Genomic DNA, 18,356 nt, shown 5'->3' with positions numbered 1-18,356 from the left:
TCGCGCCACCGCGTCGTCCGCTCGCGAATGCTCGCCACGCCTCGGACGATCTCCGACGGCCCGGCCCCGCCCGCGAGGCTCCCACCCAGACTGGGAGCATGGATCTCGCCGAACTCCGAGCCGTCGTCCGCGCGGACCTGGCCGCCAAGGGCCACGCCTCCGACCGGCTCACCGTCCTCGTCCTCCGACTCGGGCAGTACTCGAGCTCTCGGAGGACCAGACTCCCCCTCCACCTCGTCTGGACCCGCATGATCGTCGGAGCCGAGCTGCCGCCGACCGCTCAGGTCGGGCCCGGCCTGCGTCTCCCCCACTGGGGCCGCGGCGTGATCCTGCACCCGCGCACGGTCATCGGGAGGAACGCGTTCATCTACCACGGCGTCACCATCGGCGAGTCGAAGGGCCGGACCCCCGTCATCGGCGACGACGTCTACATCGGCGCCCGCGCGACGATCGTCGGGGACGTGACCGTCGGCGACCGTGTGCGGATCGGAGCCGGCGCCGTCGTCGTCCGCGACGTCGCCTCCGACTCGTCCGCGGTCGGCGTACCGGCGAGGACCGCGTCGGCGCCGTCCTGAGGCACGGCCCGTCGGCACGACGGGGCCATCGCGGGACGACCCGCGCGCTCCGACGGGACCGGCATCAGCTCGATGCCCGACCCGGCACTGGAGGGAAGGGACCATTGCGGGTGGAGCGGAGTAGGGCGTACGGGACTTGAACCCGTGACCGACGGATTATGAGTCCGCTGCTCTGACCGGCTGAGCTAACGCCCCGCGGCGGCCGTCCGAGCGGCCGTCAGGTGGCGGCGGGTGCGGACGCTGCGTCGGAGGCCGGAACGGCCACCGGCTCACCACGATACAGGGTCTCGAAGGTGCTGATCGTGCGGTTGATGTCGTGCGCGGCGACGATGCGGAGGGAGGCGCGCTTCATCGCCTCGAAGTCCTCCCGGTCGGCCGTGAGCACGGCGGTGAGGCGCTCGGCGAGGGCCTCGGCGCTGCCCGGAGCGAAGAGGTAGCCGTTCTCGCCGTCGTGCACGAGGTGCGGGAGGGCCATCGCGTCGGCGGCGACGACGGGGAGGGCCGAGGCCATCGCCTCCATCGTCGCGATGCTCTGCAGCTCGGCGATGGACGGCATGGCGAACACGGTGGCGCGGGTGTACGCCTCCTTGAGATCGGCGTCCGAGACGTAGCCGGTGAAGCGGACACGGTCGGCGATGCCGAGGGTCGTGGCGAGCTGCTGGAGGTTGCGCATCTGGTCGCCGCCGCCGACGATCTCGAGCTTCGCGTCGAGCGCCGGGTCGAGCAGGGCGACCGCGCGGAGCAGGACGTCGATGTGCTTCTCGCCGGTCACCCGGCCGACGAAGAGGATCGAGTTGCCGGCGCGCGCCTCGAAGTCGGGCGTGTAGTTGTCGGCGTCGATGCCGCAGGAGATCGAGTGGACGCCTCGGAGGCCCGTGTACTTCTCGAGGAACTGCGCGGCCTTGCGGGTCGGCGTGGTGACCGCCTCGGCCCGGCCGAAGGTGCGGCGCGCGGCCCGCCACGCCATCGCCACGGCCTTGGCCTGCACGGCCTTCGGCAGGAGGGTGAACTCGAGCATGTTCTCGGGCATGAAGTGGTTCGTGCCGACGATGCGGATGCCGCGCTTGGCCGCCTCGATCCCGAGGCCGCGGCCGACGATGATGTGCGACTGGAAGTGCACGACGTCGGGCTTCACCTCGTCGAGGATGCGCGCGCTGTTCTGCCGGATCCGCCACGGCATCGCGAAGCGCAGCCAGTCGTGCGGGTACCAGCGCCAGCTGTAGAGGCGGTGCACGATGATCCGCTGGCCCTCGTGCGTCTCGACCCGGGTGCCGCTCCAGCCGTCGGCCGAGGGGGCGACGACGTGCACCTCGTGGCCGCGCTGCGCGAGACCGGCGGCGAGGCGCTCGGCGAACTTCGCGGCTCCGTTCACGTCGGGGGCGAAGGTGTCGCAGCCGATCACGACCGTCAGCGGTCGGGAGTCGGGCGATCCCGGTCGGGACGCGTCGCGGGGATCTGACACGGGAGGTCCTATCGGTGTCGTGCCGCTCGGGGAGAGAAGGGAGCGATCGGCGGAGGTCGGTCGGTTTCGTGGCTCTCGGCGCGGACCCATTGTAGGCAGAGGAGTCCTCACCACCCGGGATCCCGCGCCGTCAGCGCGCCTGCGGGTGGTGCTTGGCGAGGAGGAAGACGCCGTAGATGGCGACGGCACCGGCCGCGATGAAGAGCGGGATCGCCCACGGTGCCGCGTACTGCGCCTCCCCGAGCACGACGATGCCGATCGCGACGGCGACCAGCGGGTCGATGACGGTGAGGCCCGCGACGACGAGGTCCGGCGGGCCGGAGGAGTACGCGTTCTGCACGAAGTACCCGCCGAGCGCCGTGGCGGCCAGGAGCGCGACGATGCAGACCACCGTCAGCGGGTCGAACTCGCCGTACTTGATGCGGTTGAGCACGACCTTCGCGAGCGTCGCGACGAAGCCGTAGACCACTCCGGCGCCCACGATGTAGAAGATCGCCTTCGCTCCGCGGCGGAAGACGCGGAAGGCGATGACGAAGACCGTGAGCACCACGGCGAGGATCACGAGGATCGTGATGAGCTCGGGCGTCTGGATCGATTTGTCCACCGCGTTGAAGGCCGCGACGAGGACGAACGTGCCGACGCCCCCGACGCAGAGGACGATCGCCCGGATCGACGCGGCGTTCAGGCGCACCCTGCTGACCCGTGCGTTCACGACCGCGGTGATCACGAGCGCCACCGCTCCGAGCGGCTGCACCACGATGAGCGGGGAGAAGCCGAGGCTGGTCAGCTGGAAGACGATCGCGAGACCCAGGAGGAGGGTGCCGATCACCCACGAGGGGCGCGAGAGCAGGGCGACCAGCTGGCCGCCGCTGAGCCCCGACGAGCCGGAGCGCTTCGAGAACCGCTCCACCTTCGCCACTCCGCGGTGCTGGAACTGCGCGCCGAGGGAGAGGAACACCGCGCCCACGAGGGCGATCGGGATGCCGATGAACTTCGCCGGGTCGTTGAGGAGTTCGGCGAGATCGGCGGGCATGGGGTCGACCCTACCCAGAACGCCTCCGGGAGTCCTCCGACGCACGGGTGAGGGTCTGAGCCCAGCGGATGATCCTCGCGGACCCGGTCGGCGGCCCCGCGGTACCCTGTCCCCCATGGCCGTCCTCCCCATCCGCATCGCCGGCGACCCCGTCCTGCACTCCCCCGCCGCCCCCGTCGTCGAGTTCGACGACGCGCTGCGCACCCTCGTCGCCGACATGTTCGAGACGATGGACACCGCCCCCGGAGTCGGCCTCGCCGGCCCGCAGGTCGGCGTCCCGCTGCGCCTGTTCGTCTACGACTACGCCGACGACGACGGCACCCCCCGCCGCGGCGTCGCGATCAACCCCGAGCTGTACGTCACGCCGACCCCGCTCGGCGAGGCGGACGAGGACACGGAGTCGGAGGGGTGCCTGTCCTTCCCCGGCGAGCGCTTCCCGCTCCGCCGCTCCGAGCGCGCGATCCTCCGCGCGGTCGACCTCGAGCAGGAGCCGTTCGAGATCGTCGCGGACGGCTGGTTCGCCCGAGTGTTCCAGCACGAGTTCGACCACCTCGACGGCGTGCTCTACATCGACCGCCTCGAGCACCACTACCACAAGCCGGTCGCGAAGATCACCCGCAAGCGCGGCTGGGGCGGACCCGGCGTCTCGTGGCTGCCCGGCGTGGAGCACCTCGAGGACTGACTCGGGCCGCGAGAACGCAGGAGTCGTCGCACTCGAGCGCGAGTGCGACAACTCCTGGGGACCCGGGCGGCGGGCGGGCGGCCTCACTGCTCGCGATCGGCTTCCCGAGGAGGTGCGTTCCGCGGAGCGGGCCCTGTCGGACTAGCCGGGGAACCCTGACAGGTCGACCCCGTGCACGCCGTTGTGATGGCGGATCGCGGGGAACGAGGCGGTGACGCTCCGGCCGACGCCGGGCGTCCGCTTCTCGGTCACGTCGCCGCCGAAGAGGGCGGCGCGCTCGCGCAGCTCGGCGAGCGCGGGGCTGTCGATGCGCTCGGTGAGCGAGCGCAGGTCCGCCTCGAGAGCGCTGGCGTCCTGCTCCGCCGCGCCGTGCTGCTCGCGGTCGTCGTCGACCTCCACCCGCAGGCCCGTGGTCGTCCACCGGGAGCTGATGCGGACCTCGGTCCCCGCGCCGCCGGTCTCCAGCGCCGAGTCGAAGGCGTACTCGAGCACCCGGAGCACGGCCACCTCGGCGCCGTCCTGCAGCGGGAACGGCTCGCCGAACGACTCCTCGCGGACGCTCAGGCCGCGCTCGCGGGCACCCTCGATCAGAGGGGCGGATCCGCCGGTGCGCGGCAGCTCCCCCGGATCGACGGAGGCGACGGTCGCGATGCGGCGCAGCTGCGCCAGCGAGGCCTCGGCCGCCCGCACGGCACGCTGCGCCGACCGCGCGGCTGCGGCGGGGTCGCGGTCGATCGTGAGCCGGACGCTCTCGGCCTCCTCGACGACGTGCGCGGCGCTGCGGACCGCGAGCTGCTCGAGCTCGCCGACGATGCGGAGCCTCGCCTCCTGCTCGCCGACCGCCAGCTCGAGGCGGACGACGCGCGCCGCCTCCTCCGCACGGCTCTCGGCGGCACGGCGCTCGGCGCCGACGGCGCGGCGCCACAGCACGACGACCGCGACCAGGGCGATCAGGGCGAGGACGAGGACGACTTCGAGCACGACGGCCTCCGGGGGGACGGGACGGGTTCGGCACAGGGGCGCCGGAGAGAGATCGTACCCGCGCCCCGGACAGCGGACCTGAGGCCGCGGAGGGGGTTGCGGAGCCGGACTCAGCCGTCGGAGCGCACGGAGCGGGTGACGGTGAAGCGGCGGTCGCGGGCCACCACCGAGGTCGGCCCGACCGCCCGGCGCAGCTCGGCCGGGTGCGCGAGGTGGGAGTTGAAGACCGTCCACAGCACGCCTCCGGGGCGCAGCACGCGGCCGGCCGCACGGAGCATGCGCCGGGCGACGAGGTCGGTGACGGCTCCGTCGGAGTGGAACGGCGGATTGCAGAGCACGACGTCGACCGAGGACGGCTCCAGCGTCGAGGCGTTGTCGTCGCGGAGGACGCGGACGGGCAGCTCGTTGGCCGCCGAGGTCGCCCGGGCGGACTCGACCGCGGCACGCGAGGTGTCCGTCGCGGTCACGGCGAGGTCGGGGCGGGCCCGGGCCACGACGGCGGCGAGCACGCCGGTTCCGCAGCCCAGGTCGAGGGCGGTGCCCGCGGGGAGGGAGTCGAGGTCGAGGGCGGCGAGCAGGGCGCGGGTGCCGAGGTCCAGGCGCGCCCCGGCGAAGGCTCCCGGCAGCGCGACGACCTCGAGGTCGAGCTCGACCAGACGGCGCCGCTCGGGCCCGGGCACGGGCGGCTGGTCGGGGAGGGCGCTGCTCGCGAGCAGGGCGCGCGACTTCTGACGGGCGAGGGAGACGTCGATCCGCTCGTAGCGCGCGGCGAGCACGTCGTTCATCGTGCGGGTCATGTGCTTGATCCGGCCGGCGCCGATCAGGGTCGCCGCCGGATCCGCGAGGGCGGTCTCGGCGGCGACGGCGGCCAGGGCGTCGAGCGAGCGAGGCAGGCGCAGCAGCACCGTGTCGGCGTCGCGGACGGCCTCCGCGACGGAGTCGACGATCTCGACCGGCGCGGTCTCGACGCCCGCGGCGCGCACCGCCTCGAGGTTGCGAGCGAGAGCCCGCTCGGCGGTGATCGAGTCCTGCACGACGCGCACGGCACGGCCTTCGGCGGCGAGGCCGATGCTCAGCGCCCCGTAGGCGTCCCCGATCACGGCGATGCGGCCGCGGTCGGCGGCGAGGTCGAGCAGCAGGCGGTCGCTGGCGTCGACGGCGACGAGATCCGGCGCCTCGACGTCGGGACGACGGCGCAGAAGGGCGAGCACGTCGTCTCGCATCGCGCCTCCGATCGTCGGTCCGAGCGCATGGGCCTTCGAGGGCGACCGCTCGCGGGCACGAAAAAAGGGCCCGAGAGTGGAGTCCCGGACCCTTCGCTCCCCGACTTGGACTCGAACCAAGAACCTACCGGTTAACAGCCGATTGCTCTGCCAATTGAGCTATCGAGGATCATCCGACCACCCGGAGGCGATCAGCGCGGTATTACTTTAGCAAACTCTCCGCGAACGCAAAATCGGGCGCGCACTCAGTAGCCGGAGCCCGGGTCGACACGGCCGACGAACGGCTCGCCGGCGGCACAGGCGGCCACGTTGGCGCGCACGCGCTCGGCCAGGAGCGGCGCGGTGATCTCGGGGGTGTCCGCGCTGTGGGGCGTGATCAGGCACCGGGGCTCGCTCCACAGCGGATGCCCGTCGGGCAGCGGCTCGGGGTCCGTCACGTCGAGCGCGGCACCCGCGAGACGGCCCTCGGCGAGGGCGGCGACGAGCGCGTCCGTGTCGATGAGGCTCCCCCGGGCGACGTTGACGAGCACGGCGCGGGCGGGGAGCCGCGCGAGCAGACCCGCGTCGATCATCCGCTCCGTGCCCGCGGTGGCGGCGGCGGCCAGGACCAGCACGTCGGCGTCCGCCGCGGCCTCGGCGAGCCGCGACGCCGGCAGGGTGCGGGCGGCGCCCTCCACCGGCTCGTCTCCGCGGCGGACGATCGTCACCCGGCAGTCGAAGACGGCGAGCAGCCGCAGGAGCTCGCGAGCGATCCCTCCCGCTCCGACGATCACCACGGAGGCGCGGTGCAGCGTGACCGCCTTCTTCGGCCCCCACGACTCGGCGCGCGCCCGCTCCGGCAGCGAGCGCAGGAGGGCGAGCACCAGCGCGAGCGCGTGCTCGGCCACCGGCTCCGCGTCGGCGCCCTTGGCGCTGGTCCAGACCACGTCCGCGCGGGACGCGGCGAGCACGGGCGCGAAGACGTCGACGCCGGCCCAGGGCAGCTGCACCCAGCGGATCGTCGGGTGCTCCTCCAGCACCGCGGCCAGCTCGTCGGTGCGGCCGTAGGACAGCCAGAGCAGCGCGTCCGGGCTCTCGTCGAGTCCGACGACCACTCCCCCGCCCGACTCGACCGCCTCGGCGAACACCGGCTTCGGCCGCGGGAGCACCGCGACGCGCGGGACGGTCACTGGTCGGCCGCCTCGACGCGCTGCGCCCGGGAGGCGTCGAAGCGCTCGTACTCGGCGAAGGCCGCTCCGAGCTCGCGCACGTAGGGGTGCCGGGCCTCGATCAGCACGTCCAGCAGCGGACCGTAGGCGACGACCTCGCCGCCGACGAGCACCGCGATCCGGTCGGTCGCCCGGCTCAGCACGTCGATGTCGTGACTGACCACGACGGCCGCGAAGCCCTCCCGGCGCCGCAGATCGGCGAGGAGGTCGACGATCGACTCGCGCACCGTCGCGTCGATGCCCGAGGTCGGCTCGTCGGCGATCAGCACCTTCGGGCCGAGCACGAGCGAGCGGGCCACGGCCACGCGCTGGCGCTGGCCGCTGGAGAGCTCGTAGGGGTAGCGGTCCAGCAGGAACAGCGGCAGGTGCACGGAGTCGAGCAGCGTCGCCACCCGCACCGCCGCGGCCTTCGGGTCGTAGTGGCGGTCGCGGAGGAAGATCGGCTCGGCGATCAGCTCCGAGACGGTCAGCTCGGGGCGGAGGGTCGCGCCGGCGTCCTGCGCGAGATGCGCGACGTCGACGGTGAAGCGCTTGAGCTCGCGGGCGGGGAGGGAGCGGAGGCGGTGCCCCGCGACCGTCGCGTCCCCTCCGATGATCACGGGGCGCGTGCGGCCGCCGTCGTGCCCGAGGCCGTCGCCGCCGAGCACGCGCGCGAGCGTGGACTTGCCCGAGCCGCTGCCGCCGAGGATCCCGAGCACCTCCCCCGGCTCCACCCGGAGGCTCACTCCCCGCAGCGCCGTCCACCGGCGGCTGATGCCGCGCGGGGGGTACTCGACGCTGAGGTCGTCGACGACGATGGGGGCCGGATCCCCGGCGGTCCGGCTCACGCCCGGCGCTCCGCCTCGACGATGCTGCGCAGGAGCTCGCGCCGCGAGGCCTGCTCGACCGGGTCGGGCACGGGCAGGGAGGCGAGCAGTCGCTGCGTGTAGGGGTGCTTCGGCGCGGCGAGCACCTCGGCTCCCGTCCCCTCCTCGACCAGCTCGCCGCGGTAGAGCACCGCGATGCGGTCGGCGAGCAGGTCGACCACGGCGAGGTCGTGGCTGATGAACAGCGAGGCGAAGCGGAACTCGCGCTGCAGCTCGGCGAAGAGCTCGAGTACGCGGGCCTGCACCGACACGTCGAGCGCCGAGGTCGGCTCGTCGGCGATCAACAGCTTCGGCTCCAGGGCGAGGGCCCGGGCGAGGCTGGCGCGCTGGCGCTGGCCGCCGGAGAGCTCGTGCGGGTAGCGGTCGCCGTAGGAGCGGGGCAGCTGCACCGCCTCCAGGAGCTCGTCGACGCGCGAGCGCGCCCCGGCGGCGTCGCCGGCCCGCCCGTGCACGATCAGCGGCTCGGCCACGCACTCGGCGATGGTGAGCAGGGGGTTGAAGCTCGACGCCGGGTCCTGGAACACGAAGCCGATGTCGCCGCGGACCGGCCGGAAGGCGCGCTCGCGGATGCCGCGCATCTCCTTGCCGAGGACCTTCAGCGACCCGCCGGTCACCGGCGTCAGGCCCGCGATCGCGCGCCCGATGGTCGTCTTGCCCGAGCCGCTCTCGCCGACGAGGCCGAGCACCTCGCCCGCGCGGATGCGCAGCGAGACGCCGTCGACCGCGACGAAGCCGGGGCGGCCGAGCCGGCCGGGGTACTGGATCCGCAGGCCCTCGGCGGCGACGAGCGTCTCGGCCTCGGGGGCCTCGGCGCGCTCGACGGCACGGACGCGGGCGCGCTCGACGCCCTGGCCCACGTGCGGGACGGCGGCGAGGAGCTTCCTGGTGTACTCGGCCTTCGGCGCCGAGAACAGCTCGGAGACCGTCGCCTCCTCGACCAGCTCGCCCTGGTACATCACGGCGACGCGGTCGGCCAGGTCGGCGACGACGCCCATGTTGTGGGTGATCAGCACGATCGAGGTGCCGAACTCGTCGCGGCACCGGCGGAGCAGGTCGAGGATCTCGGCCTGCACGGTCACGTCGAGGGCCGTGGTCGGCTCGTCCGCGACGATCAGACCGGGGTCCAGGACCAGGGCCATCGCGATGACGACGCGCTGCTTCTGGCCGCCCGAGAACTGGTGCGGGTAGTAGTCGACCCGCTTCTCCGGCTCCGGGATGCCGACGGTGCGCAGGACGTCGATCGCGCGCCGCCGCGCCTCCTTCTTCGAGACGGAGCCGTGGGCGCGCAGCCCCTCCGCGATCTGCCAGCCGACCGTGAAGACCGGGTTGAGGGCGGTGCCCGGCTCCTGGAAGACCATGGCGACGTCGGTGCCGCGCAGCTCCCGGAGGCGCGCCTTGGGCACGGAGACGACGTCGGTCGCCGCGCTGCCGTCCTTCTTCGAGAGCAGGACCACTCCGGAGGCGGTGGCCGTCTCGGGCAGGAGGCCGAGGATGGTCTTCGCGGTCACGGTCTTGCCGCTGCCGGACTCGCCGACGATCGCCAGGACCTCGCCGCGCTCCACGCGCAGGCTCACCCCGGCGACGGCGCGGACGGCTCCGCGGTCGCTCGCGAAGGCGACCTCGAGGTCGGTGATGTCCACGATCGGACGCGCTGAGGCGTCCCGGACGATGCGCTGGTCGCTCATCGCGTCCCCTCCACTCCGGCGACGGGGTCGTGCCCCGGCGTCTCCAGGCCGTCGGCGGCGAGAACGCCGCCCGGCACGACGGACGTCGCGGCGACGTCGCCGGCACCGGCGGCCACCGCGCGCCGACCGCGCAGGCGCGGGTCGGCGAGGTCGTTCAGGCTCTCGCCCACGAGGGTGATGCCCAGCACCACGAGCACGATCGCGAGACCCGGGAAGACCGAGGTCCACCAGATGCCGCTCGTGACGTCCGACAGCGCCTTGTTGAGGTCGTAGCCCCACTCGGCGGCCGACGTCGGCTCGATGCCGAAGCCGAGGAAGCCCAGGCCCGCGAGGGTCAGGATCGCCTCGGAGGAGTTGAGCGTGAAGATCAGCGGCAGCGTGCGCGTCGCGTTGCGCAGGACGTGGCGGAACATGATCCGCGGCGTCGACGCTCCGATCACCTTCGCCGACTCGACGAAGGCGTCGCCCTTGATCCGCACGGTCTCGGCCCGGATCACGCGGAAGTACTGCGGGATGTAGACGACGGTGATCGAGACCGCCGCGGCGAAGATGCCGGCCCAGAGGTTCGACTGCCCGCCGGAGATGACGATCGACATCACGATCGCCAGCAGCAGGGTCGGGAACGCGTAGATCGCGTCGCAGATCACGACGAGCACGCGGTCGAGCCAGCCGCCGAGGTAGCCGGAGACGAGGCCGAGGAAGACGCCGAGGAAGATCGACAGGACCACGGCGACGACGATCACGAGGAACGCGGTCTGCGCTCCCCAGATCACGCGCGAGAGGACGTCGTAGCCGCCGACGGTGGTGCCGAGCAGGTGCTCCGCGCTCGGCGGCTCCTGCGCTCCGAACGACTCGCCGCCCGAGCGCAGCTGCGAGTAGCCGTAGGGCGCGATGAGGGGCGCGAACAGGGCCACCAGCAGGAACGCGCCGGTGATGATCAGGCCGGTGACGAGCATCCCCCGCTGGAGGCCGACGCTCTGCCGGAGCTGGTGGACGACCGGCAGGCGGTCGACGAGGCGGCGGCGCGGGCGCGCCGGGGAGGTGATGCTCATGCTCAGTACCTCACTCGCGGGTCGATGAGCGCCGCGATGACGTCGACGATGAAGTTGGTCAGCGCCACGATGACGGCGAGCAGGGCGACGATGCCCTGCACGGCCACGAAGTCGCGGGCCTGGAGGTACTCGGCGAGCTGGAAGCCGAGGCCCTTCCACTCGAAGGTGGTCTCGGTGAGGACGGCGCCGCCGAGCAGCAGGGCGATCTGCAGTCCGATCACGGTGATGATCGGGATGAGCGCCGGCCGGTAGGCGTGCGTGCGGACGAGCCGGAACTCGCTCACTCCGCGCGAGCGCGCCGCGTCGACGTAGTCGGTGCCGAGCGTGCCGATCACGTTGGTCCGCACCAGGCGCAGGAAGATGCCCGCGGTCAGCAGGCCCAGCGCGACGGCGGGGAGCACCGCGTGCGAGAGCACGTCCGAGATCGCGGCCGGGTCGCCGGTCTGGATCGCGTCGATGAGGTAGATGCCGGTCTTGTTCTCGAGGAACTGGAGCGAGAGCTCGGTGCTCGTCGAGGCGCGCCCGGCGACGGGGAACCACTTCAGCCAGACGGAGAACACCAGCTTCAGCAGCAGGCCCGCGAAGAACACCGGGGTCGCGTAGCAGAGGATGGCGAAGATGCGCAGCACCGCGTCGGGCGTGCGGTCGCGGTGGTAGGCGGCGAGCATCCCGAGCGGGATGCCGACCAGGAACGCCACGATCAGGGCGTAGAAGGCGAGCTCGACCGTCGCGGCACCGTAGGTGAGGAGCACCTCGGTGACGGGGCGGTTGTCGCTCAGGGTGGTGCCGAAGTCGCCGGTCAGCAGCTTGCCGAGGTACTCGAGGTACTGCACGATCAGCGGCCGGTCGTAGCCGGCGGCGGCCACGCGCTCGGCGAGCTGGTCGGCGGTCAGGCGGCCGCCGAGGGCCGCTGTGATCGGGTCGCCCGTGGAGCGCATGAGGAGGAACACCAGCGTCACGAGGATGAAGACGGTGGGGATGATGAGCAGGAAGCGGACGAGCAGGTAGCGCCCGAGTCCGCCCCCGGAGCCGCGCGGTCGCCGGGTGGGCGCCGTCGCCGCAGCCGTCGTGGCTGTCGTCACGTGATGCCTTTCGTGGAGAACGGCCGGCGCCTCCTGTCGGGGAGGCGCCGGCCGCGAGGGGGTGGATCAGCCCTTGCTGAGTGCCGCGTAGCGGAACTTGAACGAGGCGTCGAGGGTGTCCTCGGCTCCGCTCACCGTGCTGCCGACGACCGCCACCTGCGAGCCCTGCAGGTAGGGGACGGTCGAGAGCTGTGCCGCGACCTTCTCCTGGATCTGCTCGATCAGCGCGGTGCGCGCGTCGGCGTCGGTGGTCGAGACCTGCTGCGCGATCAGGCTCTGCACCTCGGCGTCGTCGAAGTGGTTCGCGAGGAAGTTCTCCTTGATGAAGAACGGCGAGAGGTAGTTGTCGGCGTCGGAGTAGTCGGGGAACCAGCCGAGCTGGTACGCCGGGTAGACGTCGCTCGAGCGGTCCTTCGAGTACTGCACCCACTCCGTGGTCTGCAGGTTCACGGTGAAGAGGCCGGTCGACTCCAGCTGGTCCTTGATCAGCGCGTACTCGTCGCCCGAGGACGGACCGTAGTGGTCGTTCGAGTACTGCAGGTTCAGGGTGACCGGAGAGGTGACGCCGGCGGCCTCGAGGGTCGCCTTCGCCTTGTCCGCGTCGGGCGCGCCGTTGCCGTCGCCGTAGAGCGACTTGAGCGGCTCGACCGCGCCGGTCAGGCCCGCGGGGACGTAGGAGTAGAGGGGTGTGTAGGTGCCCTTGTAGACCTGGTCGGCGATCTCGTCGCGGTCGATCAGGTCGGCGACGGCCTGGCGCACGGCGAGGGCCTTCGCGCTGTCGGCCTCACCGGTGGTCGCGCCGAAGGGCTGCGTGTCGAAGTTGAAGACGATGTAGCGGATCTCGCCGCCGGGTCCGTCCACGACCTTGACCGTGTCGTTGCCGCGGAGGTCGTCGATGTCCGTCGCCGAGAGGCTGCGGAACGCGACGTCGATGTTCCCCTCCTGGATGTCCAGCTTGAGGTTGGACGAGTCCGCGTAGTACTTGACGTTGACGGTGTCCGTCTTCGCCTCGCCCAGCACGCCCTGGTAGTCCGGGTACGCCTTGTACTGGATGAGGTTGTTCACGTCGTAGTTCGCGATCGTGTACTGCCCGGCGAAGGCGTCGCCCGAGACGATGTCGGCGTCCGCCGTCAGCTCGTCGGCCGAGAAGACCTCCTCGTCCACGATCGGGCCGGCGGGGCTCGAGAGGATCTGCGGGAAGGTCTGGTCGTTCTCGGACTTGAGCGTGAAGACCACGGTCGTGTCGTCCGGAGCCGCGACGCTGTCGAGGTTCGCCAGGAGCGAGGACGGGCCGTTCTCGGCCGCGATGCCGACCTGGCGGTCGAAGGAGAACTTCACGTCGGAGGAGGTGAGGTCGTGGCCGTTGGCCCACTTCAGTCCCTCCTTCAGCTTCACGGTGTACTCCGTGGGCGCGGTGAACTCCGCCGACTCGGCGATGTCGGGCTCGACGTCCGGGCTGCCGTAGGGGGTGTTCATCAGGAACGGGAACACCTGGTTCATCACGGCGAACGAGCCGTTGTCGTAGGAGCCCGCGGGATCGAGAGTCGTGATCTTGTCGGTGGTGCCGATAGTCAGGGCCCCTCCGGCGCTGCCGCCGGACGAGTCGTTCCCGCCGGCGGCGCAGCCCGTCAGCACGAGCGCGACCGCGGCGAAGCCTGCGGCGGCGGCCAGTGCACGGGTGCCGCGAGTGGATGCGGAATTCATCTCCGTCTGCCTCTTCCTGTCAAGGATGGGATGCGGGCGCGCTCCGGGCGCGCGGACTCTCGGCACACAGATCTCCTGTGGGCTGTGGCGTCACGACACTGGACGCCCGCATTGCTGTTCCTCATGGGTAACACAGTTGTGAGCGCTCTCCGAACCGGCACGGGCGTGCGGCCGATTTCTTCACACGACCGCAACACGCTCACTCCGTGCGCAGCGCCCGCTTCTCGCGCTCGAGCTCGACCAGGCGCACCTGCACCGCGCGCGCCATCACGGGATCGGCGGACGCGCGCTGCAGCGCCCCGCGCAGCTCGGCGATCTCGCGGAGCAGGTCGCGCTCGATGAGCGAGATCGCCACGTCGCGGGAGTAGCGGGCGAGCCCCTCCTCGTCGGCGGCGGGGATCGGCGCCACAGCGAGCTGGCGCACCAGCGAGGCGAAGGGGCCGGGGACGTCGTCGGCGACGTGCTCGACCCAGTCGCGGTCCTCCGCCCGCTCGAGGTTCGCGACCACGGCGTCGCGGACCACGCGGAGGGTCTCGTTCGTGACCGCCGCGTGCGCCGCCCGGGCCAGGAGCTCCGGCCCCATCGCCTGGGGCAGCTGGAGCATCGCCATCAGCGCCTCGCGCTCGATCCGCGTGACGACGTCGACGGGCAGGTCGGCGATGCGCGCGCCGAGGGGCGCCTCGGCCGTGGGCGACTCGCCGCCGCCCCGTCCGCCCTGCTGATCGCGGCCCTCGGGTCCGGAGGAGCGGGGCCGGGATCCGGCGGAGCGCACCGCGGAGTTGACCTCGGCCATGTCCAGGCCGAGCATCCGGGCGAGCTCGCGGGAGTAGCCGGGCCGCAGCGCCGGGTCGCGGATCTCGGCGACGACCGGGGCGGCCGCGCGCAGGGCCGCGATCCGGCCCTCGACCGTCTCGAGGTCGTAGCGGTCGAGCAGCTGCCGGATCACGAACTCGAACATCGGCTTCTTGTCGTCGATGAGGCGGCGGACGGCGTCGTCGCCGCGGTTCAGGCGGAGGTCGCAGGGGTCCAGGCCCTCGGGCGCGACGGCGACGAAGGTCTGCGCGGCGAAGCGGTGCTCCTCCTGGAACGCGCGCATCGCGGCCTTCTGGCCCGCCGCGTCGGGGTCGAAGGTGAAGACGACCTCGCCGACGCCGCTGTCGTCGCCCAGCACCCGGCGCAGCACCTTGATGTGGTCGACGCCGAAGGAGGTGCCGCAGGTGGCGACCGCGGTGGTGACGCCGGCGAGGTGGCAGGCCATGACGTCCGTGTAGCCCTCCACGACGACCACCCGGTGCCCGCGGGAGATGTCGCGCTTGGCGAGGTCGAGCCCGTAGAGCACCTGGGACTTGTGGTAGACGGGCGTCTCGGGGGTGTTGAGGTACTTGGGGCCCTTGTCCTCCTCGAGGAGGCGGCGGGCGCCGAAGCCGACGGTCTGGCCGGTCACGTCGCGGATCGGCCACACGAGGCGGCCGCGGAAGCGGTCGTAGACGCCGCCGCGATTGTTGCTGCTGACCAGGCCGGCCGTCGTCAGCTCCTCCTCCGAGAAGCCGCGGCGCTTGAGCGCGGTGGTGAGCCCGTCCCAGCCGTCGGGCGCGAAGCCGACGCCGAAGCGGTCGGCGGCGGCGCGGTCGAAGCCCCGCTCGCCGAGGAAGCGCCGGCCGACGTCGGCGCCCGGGGTCGCGAGCTGCTCGCGGAAGTACTCCTCCGCGGCGTCGTTCGCGGCCAGGAGGCGCGCGCGCCCGCCGGTCTCGGGTGCGCGGCCGTCGCCGTCCTCGTACTGCAGCGGGAAGCCGATGCGCCCGGCGAGGCGCTCGACGGTCTCGCTGAACGAGCTGTGGTCCATCTTCATGACGAAGCTGTAGACGTCGCCCGACTCCTGGCAGCCGAAGCAGTGGTAGAAGCCGGCCTGCGGGCGGACGTGGAAGCTGGGGCTGCGCTCGTCGTGGAAGGGGCAGAGGCCCTTCAACGAGCCGATGCCGGCCGACTTCAGCGTGACGTACTCGCCGATCACGTCGCCGATGTTCACCCGCGCCTTGACCTCCTCGACATCTGACTGTCGGATCCGAGGCATGGGGTCCATCGTATCGGCCGCTGAGGCCCCCGAGTCGGGGTGGGGAGAACTGCTGGCGGCCCGGTCGCGACGACGGCCGGCTACGCGCGGTCCGGGCGGGCGGGCGCCGCGGCGATCTCGGCGGCGACCTCGTGCAGGGCGGAGCGGACCACTCCGGCGGCCTCGTCGAGCGGCCCCGAGGAGGCGACGAGGAAGGCGCGCGCAGGGCGCCGGGCGGCGTCGACGGGCACGGCGACCACACCGCGCGGCAGTCCCGCGATCGCGAGAGCCGGGACCGTCGTGACCCCGAGGCCGGCCGCGACGAAGCCGAGGCGGCTGCTCCACGCGTCGATCTCGGCCACCACCCGTGGCCGCTCGGCGTCCGGCCAGACGCCGAACTGCGGCTCGCCCCTCCCCCCGCGGCCGACCACCCAGTCGGCGTCGGCCAGGTCGCGGAGGCAGAGGCGCCGGACTCGCGCCCAGGGGTGGTGGTCGGCGACGGCGACGTGCAGGGCGCCGGAGGGCAGGATCTCGGTCTCGAGCCCGGTCAGGTCGTGCTCGTCGGGCTCCGTGCCGACCGCGACGACGGCCAGGTCGAGGCGCCCCGCGCGGAGGCGGCGCAGCTGCACCGGCGTGGAGGACTCGAGGAGGACGACCTCGATCGCCGGGTGGTCGCCGCGCACGCGGGCGATCGTCTCCGGAGCGAGGCGCATCGCGGTGGTCGGGAACCCGCCGAGGAGGACCCGTCCGAGCAGGGGCCGGTCCAGGGCCGCGACCTCCCGGGCGGCGGCGTCGAGGTGGTCGAGCACGGCCGCGCCGTGACGGGCGAGGCCGAGAGCCGCGGCCGTCGGGACGACTCCCCGCGGGCCGCGCTGGAACAGCGGCACTCCGGCCGCCTCCTCCAGCGCCGCGATCTGCTTCGAGACGGCGGACTGCGTAAAGCCCGTCTCCTCGGAGGCGCCGGTGAAGGATCCCGTGCGCAGCACCGCCGCCAGGGCTCGGAGCAGCTGCGGGTGCACGTCGAGGGGCATGGGGCCAGTATGCGCCGGTCAGTCCGATGAGGAATGCCGGACGTGATCAGCATTCGCTACCGGAAGGGGCGCGGTCCGAGAAGACTCGCCTGCATGACGACGACGAGGACCTGGCTCATCACCGGCACGACGAGCGGCTTCGGTCGGCTCTGGGCGGAGGCGGCGCTCGAGCGCGGCGACCGGGTCGCGGCCACGGCCCGCGACACGGGTCGGCTCGCCGAGACGGCCGCCCGCTTCCCGGAGCAGCTGCTCCCGCTCGAGCTCGACGTGACCGACCGCGACGGTGTGCTCGACGCCGTCGCGACGGCGGAGCAGCGCTTCGGCGGGATCGACATCGTCGTCAACAACGCCGGCTACGGCCACTTCGGCATGGTCGAGGAGCTGACCGAGCGGGAGATCCGCGAGCAGATGGAGACGAACTTCTTCGGGGCGCTCTGGGTGACCCAGGCCGCGCTCCCGGCGCTGCGGCGCTCCCGGGGCCGCCTGCTGCAGGTCACCAGCGAGGGCGGGGTGCGCCTTCCCCGGGATCGGCGCGTACCACGCGTCGAAGTGGGCGCTGGAGGGACTGAGCGAGTCGCTGCGCCAGGAGGTGGAAGCGCTCGGCGTCCGCGTCACCTGCGTCGAGCCGGGCCCCTACGCCACCGACTGGCTCTCGCGCGGGTCGCGGCGGAGCGCCGAGCGGGAGGAGTACGCGGGCGTGCGCGAGCACGGACCCGAGTTCTCGGTCGGCGATCCGGTCGCGACGGTCCCGGCGATCCTCCGCCTCGTCGATGCGGCGGACCCGCCCGCCCGCCTGGTGCTCGGCTCGGTCCTCCCGATGATCGAGGCCGTCTACGAGGAGAGGCTGCGGACCTGGCGGTCCTGGTCGGAGGTCTCGGCGGCGGCGTTCGGGGGCGGGCGGTGACCGGTCCCGACAGCGCGGGCTCGGTCCGCGTGCAGGAGGTCGTGGATCCGCACGACCACGAGATCGACGCGCCGCCGAGCGACGAGCTCCGCCTCGTGCTGGTGACGGCGGGCTCCTACGTGATCGAGAGCGCCCGACCCCACGGCCGCTGGGCGACCGGGCAGGCGGCCCCGGGCCGCACGTCCGCGACGCCCCCCGGCCGGGAGATCCGGGCCTCCTGGAGCAGCAGGAGCACGGAGCGGTTCGCGTCCCTGCACGTCGCCGTCGGACCGACTCTGGTGGCGAGCGTCCTCGAGGCGTTCCCCGGCACGCCGGCCGCGCGGCTCGACGTCCTCGCGCTCGGCGACGACTACGTCCACGCCTCGATGCTCGCGATCGACCGGTCCGCGCGCGTCGGCGCTCCCGCCCTGCTCGGGGAGACGGCGGCCCTCTCGCTGGTGGCGCACCTGCTCTCGCTCCCCGAGCCGGTCGCGCGTCGGGCCGAGCCCGGCCTCTCCCCCGTCCAGCTCGCCCTCGTCGCCGACCACCTCGCGGCCCGGCTCGCGGATCCCGTGACCCTGGACGAGCTCGCAGCCCTGGTGCACCTCAGCCCGTTCCACTTCCTGCGCCGGTTCTCCGCCGCCACGGGGTCCACGCCGATGCGCCGCCTGACGGCGCTGCGGATGGAGCACGGCCGCGCACTGCTGGGCCGCTCGGACGCTCCGGTCGCGGCGATCGCCGCCGCCTGCGGCTACAGCACGCCCGCGGCCTTCGCCGCCGCCTACCGCCGGCACCACGGAGTCAGCCCGCGCGAGCACCGCGCCCGGCTCGAGTGACTC

General features: G+C 72.9%; 15 protein-coding genes, 2 tRNA genes and 1 pseudogene. 4 read left to right on the top strand and 14 right to left on the bottom strand.

Translation table 11 applies throughout. The features are described 5' to 3' along the window. Positions 1-98: 98 nt before the first annotated feature. Entirely contained in the window at positions 99-575 is a 477-nt protein-coding gene (locus tag C5D44_RS09365; protein ID WP_104281485.1) for a serine acetyltransferase, read from the top strand. Positions 576-696: 121 nt separating this feature from the next. On the opposite strand, the gene C5D44_RS09360 is transcribed toward C5D44_RS09365, so the two are convergent. From C5D44_RS09360 to C5D44_RS09350, 3 genes are all read right to left on the bottom strand, one after another. Next, a tRNA-Ile gene (locus tag C5D44_RS09360) sits at positions 697-770 on the bottom strand. Between the two features lie 22 nt (positions 771-792). Then, positions 793-2,037: a glycosyltransferase gene (locus tag C5D44_RS09355; protein ID WP_258067934.1), complete on the bottom strand. Its 1,245-nt coding sequence runs from the start codon at positions 2,035-2,037 to the stop codon at positions 793-795. 130 nt (positions 2,038-2,167) lie between these two features. Continuing rightward, positions 2,168-3,070, bottom strand: coding sequence for a DMT family transporter (locus C5D44_RS09350; protein ID WP_104223451.1), 903 nt, complete (start codon positions 3,068-3,070; stop codon positions 2,168-2,170). Between the two features lie 115 nt (positions 3,071-3,185). Here C5D44_RS09350 and def point away from each other — a divergent pair, with 115 nt between their 5' ends. Next, positions 3,186-3,752: a peptide deformylase gene (gene def / locus C5D44_RS09345; RefSeq protein ID WP_104281483.1), complete on the top strand. Its 567-nt coding sequence runs from the start codon at positions 3,186-3,188 to the stop codon at positions 3,750-3,752. A 141-nt stretch (positions 3,753-3,893) separates the two neighbouring features. Here the strand turns inward: def and C5D44_RS09340 are convergent, their stop codons facing one another. The 11 genes from C5D44_RS09340 to C5D44_RS09290 form a co-directional block, all read right to left on the bottom strand. Continuing rightward, positions 3,894-4,733 (bottom strand): hypothetical protein, encoded by an 840-nt coding sequence (locus tag C5D44_RS09340; protein WP_104281482.1) that lies wholly within the window; start codon positions 4,731-4,733, stop codon positions 3,894-3,896. 110 nt (positions 4,734-4,843) lie between these two features. Beyond that, complete coding sequence (locus C5D44_RS09335; protein ID WP_104281481.1) at positions 4,844-5,956, bottom strand: class I SAM-dependent methyltransferase; 1,113 nt, start codon at positions 5,954-5,956, stop codon at positions 4,844-4,846. A gap of 96 nt (positions 5,957-6,052) precedes the next feature. Continuing rightward, positions 6,053-6,125 (bottom strand) — tRNA-Asn (locus C5D44_RS09330). A 76-nt stretch (positions 6,126-6,201) separates the two neighbouring features. After that, entirely contained in the window at positions 6,202-7,125 is a 924-nt protein-coding gene (locus tag C5D44_RS09325) for an NAD(P)-dependent oxidoreductase (protein WP_258067933.1), read from the bottom strand. Then, positions 7,122-7,991 (bottom strand): ATP-binding cassette domain-containing protein, encoded by an 870-nt coding sequence (locus tag C5D44_RS09320; protein ID WP_104276805.1) that lies wholly within the window; start codon positions 7,989-7,991, stop codon positions 7,122-7,124. Before C5D44_RS09320 ends, C5D44_RS09325 begins: the two co-directional genes overlap by 4 nt. Beyond that, positions 7,988-9,715: an ABC transporter ATP-binding protein gene (locus tag C5D44_RS09315; protein ID WP_104281480.1), complete on the bottom strand. Its 1,728-nt coding sequence runs from the start codon at positions 9,713-9,715 to the stop codon at positions 7,988-7,990. The genes C5D44_RS09320 and C5D44_RS09315 overlap by 4 nt, the downstream gene beginning before the upstream one ends. After that, positions 9,712-10,767: an ABC transporter permease gene (locus C5D44_RS09310; protein ID WP_104281479.1), complete on the bottom strand. Its 1,056-nt coding sequence runs from the start codon at positions 10,765-10,767 to the stop codon at positions 9,712-9,714. The genes C5D44_RS09315 and C5D44_RS09310 overlap by 4 nt, the downstream gene beginning before the upstream one ends. Positions 10,768-10,769: 2 nt before the next feature. Then, positions 10,770-11,849: an ABC transporter permease gene (locus tag C5D44_RS09305; protein ID WP_104223444.1), complete on the bottom strand. Its 1,080-nt coding sequence runs from the start codon at positions 11,847-11,849 to the stop codon at positions 10,770-10,772. A 66-nt stretch (positions 11,850-11,915) separates the two neighbouring features. After that, positions 11,916-13,553: an ABC transporter substrate-binding protein gene (locus C5D44_RS09300; RefSeq protein WP_104276807.1), complete on the bottom strand. Its 1,638-nt coding sequence runs from the start codon at positions 13,551-13,553 to the stop codon at positions 11,916-11,918. 199 nt (positions 13,554-13,752) lie between these two features. Next, complete coding sequence (gene dnaG / locus C5D44_RS09295; protein ID WP_104281478.1) at positions 13,753-15,624, bottom strand: DNA primase; 1,872 nt, start codon at positions 15,622-15,624, stop codon at positions 13,753-13,755. An 80-nt stretch (positions 15,625-15,704) separates the two neighbouring features. Beyond that, the gene (locus C5D44_RS09290) at positions 15,705-16,634 is read right to left on the bottom strand and encodes a LysR family transcriptional regulator (protein ID WP_104281477.1); all 930 of its coding nucleotides are present in this window, start codon (positions 16,632-16,634) and stop codon (positions 15,705-15,707) included. Positions 16,635-16,667: 33 nt separating this feature from the next. On the opposite strand from C5D44_RS09290, the pseudogene C5D44_RS18710 reads away from it, so the two are divergent. Together C5D44_RS18710 and C5D44_RS09280 are read left to right on the top strand one after the other, a co-directional pair. Then, a pseudogene (locus C5D44_RS18710) lies at positions 16,668-17,538 on the top strand (SDR family NAD(P)-dependent oxidoreductase). Then, positions 17,535-18,353, top strand: coding sequence for a helix-turn-helix domain-containing protein (locus C5D44_RS09280; protein WP_104281476.1), 819 nt, complete (start codon positions 17,535-17,537; stop codon positions 18,351-18,353). The pseudogene C5D44_RS18710 and the gene C5D44_RS09280 overlap by 4 nt, the downstream one beginning before the upstream one ends. The last annotated feature ends 3 nt before the right edge of the window (positions 18,354-18,356 follow it).

Source organism: Rathayibacter sp. AY1B5, from assembly GCF_002932795.1.
In the GTDB taxonomy this organism is placed as follows: Bacteria; Actinomycetota; Actinomycetes; order Actinomycetales; family Microbacteriaceae; genus Rathayibacter.
The sequence above is the reverse complement of the archived record's forward strand: the minus strand, read 5'-3'. Positions and strand labels throughout refer to the sequence as shown.